At 62.4% G+C, this 6,055-nt stretch carries 7 protein-coding genes; 6 read left to right on the forward strand and 1 reads right to left on the reverse strand.

From position 1 onward, the window contains the following. The 6 genes from zwf to FZZ88_RS11640 form a co-directional block, all read left to right on the forward strand. Window positions 1-969, forward strand: a 969-nt coding sequence (zwf, locus tag FZZ88_RS11615; protein ID WP_230332884.1) for a glucose-6-phosphate dehydrogenase, incomplete at its 5' end; no start/stop codon positions are given. Between the two features lie 55 nt (window positions 970-1,024). Then, window positions 1,025-2,311, forward strand: a complete 1,287-nt coding sequence (locus FZZ88_RS11620) for a glucose-6-phosphate dehydrogenase assembly protein OpcA (protein WP_166017277.1) — start codon at window positions 1,025-1,027, stop codon at window positions 2,309-2,311. Window positions 2,312-2,325: 14 nt separating this feature from the next. Next, a complete protein-coding gene (locus tag FZZ88_RS11625) occupies window positions 2,326-3,753 on the forward strand; it encodes a cobyrinate a,c-diamide synthase (protein WP_166017278.1) in 1,428 nt (475 codons plus the stop codon). Beyond that, the gene (locus FZZ88_RS11630) at window positions 3,720-4,001 is read left to right on the forward strand and encodes an acylphosphatase (protein ID WP_230332886.1); all 282 of its coding nucleotides are present in this window, start codon (window positions 3,720-3,722) and stop codon (window positions 3,999-4,001) included. The genes FZZ88_RS11625 and FZZ88_RS11630 overlap by 34 nt, the downstream gene beginning before the upstream one ends. A gap of 85 nt (window positions 4,002-4,086) precedes the next feature. After that, on the forward strand, window positions 4,087-4,461 hold the full coding sequence (locus tag FZZ88_RS11635; protein ID WP_166017280.1) for a hypothetical protein: 375 nt from the start codon (window positions 4,087-4,089) through the stop codon (window positions 4,459-4,461). A gap of 171 nt (window positions 4,462-4,632) precedes the next feature. Continuing rightward, window positions 4,633-5,319 (forward strand): GAP family protein, encoded by a 687-nt coding sequence (locus tag FZZ88_RS11640; RefSeq protein ID WP_166017281.1) that lies wholly within the window; start codon window positions 4,633-4,635, stop codon window positions 5,317-5,319. Window position 5,320: 1 nt separating this feature from the next. Here FZZ88_RS11640 and FZZ88_RS11645 read toward each other — a convergent pair. After that, window positions 5,321-6,055, reverse strand: a 735-nt coding sequence (locus tag FZZ88_RS11645; RefSeq protein WP_230332885.1) for an ATP-binding domain-containing protein, incomplete at its 5' end; no start/stop codon positions are given.

Here is a 6,055-nt window from a genome sequence, read left to right on the forward strand (position 1 = left end):
CAGGAGAACCAGATCTTTCGCATCGACCATTACCTGGGCAAGGAAACCGTCCAGAACATCATGGTTCTGCGCTTTGCCAACACGATCTTCGAGCCGATCTGGAACCGCAATTACATCTCCAGTGTTCAGATCACCGCAGCTGAAACCGTCGGGGTGGAGGAGCGCGCCGGGTACTACGAATCGGCAGGTGCCCTGAGGGACATGGTGCAGAACCACCTGACACAGATGCTGGCGATCACCGCCATGGAACCTCCAGGTCGCTTTGATCCGGAAGCCATCCGCAACGAAAAAGCCAAGGTGCTCCAGTCCGCCAGGCTCGCTGACGAGCTCGAGCCCTGGAACTGCTGCATCCGCGGCCAGTACGGTCCCGGTGGTTCAGCGGAATCACCCCTGACTGGTTACCGCCATGAACCAGGTGTGGATCCCAACAGCACCACCGAGACCTACGTGGCGATGAAACTGTTCATCGACAATTGGCGCTGGCAGGGCGTTCCGTTCTATGTGCGCACCGGCAAACGCCTGGCCAAGCGCATGAGTGAGGTGGTGCTCACCTTCCGCGAGGCACCGGTGCATCTATTTGATGCGGCCACCGGAGGTCCCACCGCAAATCAGCTCATTCTGCGCATCCAGCCGGATGAAGGTGCTGAATTCCGCTTCGAGGTGAAATCACCAGGATCTGGGATGCGGAGTCGCCCCATCGACATGGAATTCTCCTATGACGAATCGTTCGGAGAACCCTCCGATGAAGGCTATGTGAGGCTCCTCGCTGACGCCATGCTCAGCGACCCCACCCTGTTCACCCGCAGCGATGAAGTGGAAGCCGCTTGGCGTCTGTACACCCCTCTGCTGGAGCTGATTGAAGACAGCCCCTGGCAGCTGCCGGTCCATCCCTACGAATCACGCACCTGGGGGCCTGCCGCAGCGGATGCCCTACTGGCAAAAGACGGACTGCTCTGGCGACGCCCATAACTGCCCTGTTTCTCAGCTTTCCACGTCCCGCTCCACTCCCTGCTGCTCCGTCACGATGTCCCCTCAGCTCACCCTGCAAACCCCGCTTGAACTGGCACCTGCGGAGGTACCCCACTACCTCGAGCAGCTCTGGTCCCCCGAGCAGCAGGGCAGCACGGGCACCGGTGCGAACACCTTCTGCCTGCTGATCTGGCAACCCGCCTGGGCCGAGCAGCAATTGATCCGCAGTGGCCGCCTGCCTGGGCCCATCACCGGACAGCAGTCCGCCCCCTTAATCGCTGCGGGCCGCCAGGCGGTGATGGATGCCGACCTCCCCCTCAGCACACCTCCCCTCGATGGGGCCGTAGTGAAGGCGGTGGCTGATTTTGGGGGACAGGCCAGTGCAGAAGACCTGCGTGGGCAGTACATCGATCCAGCCCTGAGTGCACTGATGCCCCGGCGCCTGATCACCCTGGCACCAACGATCGATGCGGAGCAGTCCTTGGAAACACTCGTGGCCGCCTACTGCCCGCTGCCTGAAGAAGGCGGTGGCACCACCGCGTGTGGTGATGTCGTGGTTCTGCGGGGTGGCCATGGCGCCCTTAATGAGGGACTCTCAATTCTCGAACCGCTGCTGCCGTCATCGATGCCGGCCTGGGTCTGGTGGAACGGATGCATGGACGAAGCGCCGGACCTGATGCAGCGGCTGACCAGCGCGCCCCGGCGTCTGATCATCGATACAGCGATGGGTGATCCGCATCAGTGCCTTGACCTGCTGCGCTCCCGCGTGGAGAACGGCCAGGCGGTGAACGATCTCAACTGGCTGCGATTGCGCAGCTGGCGCGAGACCCTCGCCATGGTGTTTGACCCGCCGCAACAGCGTGATGCCTTAAGCCACATCACACGCCTGGACGTCGATGTCGAGGGACATCATCCCGCCCAAGGACTGCTGCTTGCCGCCTGGATCGCCGATCGGCTCGGCTGGACGCTGGTCTCTTCAGCCGCGACCGACGACGGCACATCAGCCTTGTTCAAGCGTTCCGATGACACGGAGGTGCGCTTTCAACTGATGGCTGTACCGACGGGCCAGCCCAACGTGCATGCGGGACAGATGGTGGGGCTTCGACTGATTGCTGAGCCGGAGAACGGGCAAGGCGTGTGTGTGATTCTCTGCGCTGAATCCGGGGGTTGCATGCGTTTGGAAGGTGGCGGCATGGCCAACCTCGAGCTGCACGAAGAAGTTGTTCCCGTTCAGCACGACACCCCGGAAATGGATGTCGCCCGACTGCTCGGCGGCGGTCACGACAGCACCAACCCCCTCCTGGCAGCTGCTGCACCACTGGCTGCCAGGCTGCTGGGCTGAGCCGCGTCTAAGCCATGGCCGCCGTCATCGCTGCACCAGCCAGTGGCAGCGGCAAGACCCTGCTGAGCCTGGCGCTGTTGAGCTGGGCACAGCAGAACGGACGACGGATCCAACCCTTCAAGGTTGGGCCGGACTATCTCGATGCCCAGCTGCTGAGCCAAGCCTCCGGTCAGGCCTGTCGCAATCTCGATCTCAATTTGTGCGGAGAAGACTGGGTTCGACGGGCGTTTCACGGTTATGGCGGAGTCGCTGACCTAACCCTCGTGGAGGGAGTGATGGGGCTGTTCGACGGCATCGGCAGCAGTGAAACGGGAAGCACCGCAGACGTGGCCCGCCTGCTGGGCTTGCCGGTGGTGCTGGTGCTGGATGCCGGGGGTCAGGCCGCCTCACTCGGCGCCCTCGTTCGCGGATTCCGCGATCACGATCCCAACCTGGCAATCGCCGGAGTGGTACTGAACAAGGTCAGCAGCCCCAGGCACCGGGAGCTCCTCGGCGAGGTACTTGACCGCATGCAGGTGCCTTTGCTGGGCTGTCTACCGCGCACCGAGGCCCTTGCCCTGCCGGGCCGTCATCTCGGCTTGGCCCCTGCCCATGAATTGAAAGCTCCCGAACAACGACGCCAAGCCTGGGCCGCTCTGGCCAGCGAGCATCTGAACATGGAACGCCTGGTGCCCTTGCTTCTGGCACCCCGCCAAGGGCCCCATCCTCTGGCCGACATCCCAGCGGTAAAGGGGCAACCCCTTCCTGTGGCTCTTGCCAGTGATGCTGCCTTTCACTTCCGCTACCAGGAAACCTGTGAACTGCTGGAGCAGATGGGCATGCCCGTGCTCCGTTGGAGTCCCCTTGCCGATGCGCCCATCCCTGCGGAAGCCAGGGGGCTGATCTTGCCGGGCGGCTTCCCAGAGCAGCATGCAGCCCAACTCAGCGACTGTGAACAAAGCCTGAGGTCTCTCCGACAGTTCGTGCAGCACCGGCCGGTCTACGCCGAATGCGGTGGGATGCTCGTGCTCGGACAGAGGCTTCAGGACCTCGATGGAAACGGGCACAACATGACGGGCATTCTTCCGTTCACAGCCCAGCGTGGCCGGCTGCACGTGGGCTACCGCCGCCTGCAGGCTCGGCGAGACAGCCCTGTAGTTCAGAGCGGTCAACAGCTCGTTGGCCACGAATTTCACCGTTGGGAGCTGCACACCAATCGGCAGCCCTCAGACCGATCAGTGCTGTGGGACATTGAGGGATGGAAAGTCCATCGACATTCGGAAGGATGGGTCGATCAGACGGTTCACGCGAGCTGGGTACACCTGCACTGGGCCAGCTCTACGACGATTTGCTCCCGATGGCGCGCCGCGCTCGAAGCCGGGGAGAAGCGATCGCCAAACGGTTTGTCAGCCGCCAGCGATACCAAAGGATCCAACCGTTCGTCGAACGCTGGCGCTGGGTGATCGAGGGACGCGTCCAACGGGTGGGATTCCGCGCCAGCTGCAGTCGGCGCGCCCTTGATCTCGGCATCAGCGGATGGGTTCGCAACCAAAGCGATGGCAGTGTCGAAGTGCAAGCCGAAGGCCCACCACTCGCCTTGTCTGAACTTCGGGCCTGGTGTGAGGTCGGACCTCCGGGCGCGCGAGTGCTTCGGGTGAAACCAAGCCAGCTCCCTGTGACAGGCGATGACTGGTTCGAAGTGCGGTACTGAAACGCGCAAGCGAAAATATTGGGAAGGACGCTGCCACGCGCAGCCCACCTAGCTACGGCTGAAGCAGGACCTTCGCGCCTGACGCATGCTCCGCTTCGGATTTGTCCTCTTACTCACAGCACTGCCCCTGCTCGGCATGGAGGCGATGAGCACGCGACGGGAGACAACGAAGCAGGTGTTCGATTCGGCGACAGAGGCCCTCGAGGCCTGTCAGAACTGGAGGAACAGGGAAGGACAGTTTTCGGCGTTGATTCCTGCTGCCAAACCGGTGTCAGATCAGGCACGCCCAGTACGCACCGACATCCGCAGCTGTGAAGCCGATTTAGACCGTGCACTGATTCTGGGGCGCCGCTACAGCGTGGTCGCCGACATTCACTACAACAAAACACTGCGGTCGCTGAACCGCCCGATCCATCGCACCTTTCCCTACCTGCTGACAGGTGGCAAAACTGACGACTAAAGAACCTGGCTTTCCTTGAGCAACTTCCTTGACACCAAAGACAGAGCCTTCTGGAGAGCCATTCTCGGCGTTGTGAGTCTGGGGGTGAGTATTGGCCTGGCCGCCTTGATCTTGCGACTCTGAGCAAGGCCCTGGTCGAACATCCACGATCGAGGTTCTTAACCTGAATGAATGGCGGAACCCAGGATCTGGACGGAGCTGCTGACCTACGGGCTTGGCATAGCACTCTCGCCTATTCATATCGTTTTGATGCTGCTGCTGCTGCTGGGGGCATCGCCCCTGCGGCGTGGTGGCTTGTTTCTGGGTGGGTGGCTACTGACCAGCGCCTTGGCAGTCATCGGTCTGCTGACGCTGGGCCATGGACTGCTCCTGGACATGACCCAGGGATCTGACCACCGCACAGGACTTGATCTGATCGGCGGCGGAGCCTTGATCGCCCTGGGCGGGCGTGAACTGATCCGAGGGGTGCTGGATGACGGAGCAACCCCAACCTGGAGCGGCGCAGTGGATCGTTTCGCAGCAATGCCGCTTCCCTTGCTGTTGCTGATCAGCAGCGTCACCGAGGTGGTCAGTCCCGACGACCTGCTGCTGTTTGCCAAAAGCGCAGCTGTGATCCTGGCCGCACAGTTGCCTTTGCGTGAGGAAATTGCCTGCAGCGCAGGGTTCAGCGCCGCGGCTAGTGTCCTTCTTCTGATGCCATTTCTGGCGGTGTTGATCGGACGCCAGCGGGTTCTTCCGCTACTGCAACGCGGCAAAAGCGCCCTGCTCCGCCGGGGAGAACTGGTGGTGGGGAGCCTCAGTTTCGCGCTAGGGGCCTATCTGGGCTGGCAGGGCATCAGTGGGCTGATGATCAGCTGATTCATTTGGGTTCTCTCGTGTTGTCGAATTCGCGCTGCCAGGCGGTGCGCAGGTCAGACGACGTCTCGCCTCCAAGCAACCAAACCCCCGTGCGAGCCCGGGACACAGCGACGTAACAGAGCTGCTGGCGGATGGCTGGATCGGCCCGGAACACATCCGGCGCCACAAAGACATCGCCGAAGCTGCTGCCCTGACTGCGGTGCACCGTGAGCACCGCCGCCGGACCCAAGGAGGCAAAGGCATCACGAATCAAGAAGTACTGGCGCCAGATCGCGCGACCGTTTTTCTTGCCGGCATCACGGGCCTGCTGGCGCAGGCGCTGCATCACCGCATCGAGCTCCTGACGACCAGAGCTGCCCAACGGTGGATGCAGGCGCAGGGTGAGCTCCAGATCTCCCGCATTCACCGATGCGGAGAGGGTCTCGATCAGCGGCACGGGTCCGTCGGCGGACGACAAACCGAAGTCCGCCAGATCACAGGCCTCCGGCTTGACGTCACGCACCGTCACTTCACGGTTGGAGCCCAGCACCATGTCGGGTTCTTCGCCAGCCTCTTCACCATCCCTTGAGGCCGGTGCCATCACCGCAGTGCGACTGATCAGCACCTCACCTGGCAGCACCGGCATCTGATCCGCCATCTCGCCATGGATGGCACGGCGTGCATGGGGCACAAGACGATCCAAGGTGCGGTTCGTGTAGCAGAGGATGCGTGCAGCATCGGGGTTGTCTTGCACCGA

The sequence above is a fragment of the Synechococcus sp. PH41509 genome, from assembly GCF_020514285.1.
GTDB lineage: Bacteria > Cyanobacteriota > Cyanobacteriia > PCC-6307 > Cyanobiaceae > Parasynechococcus.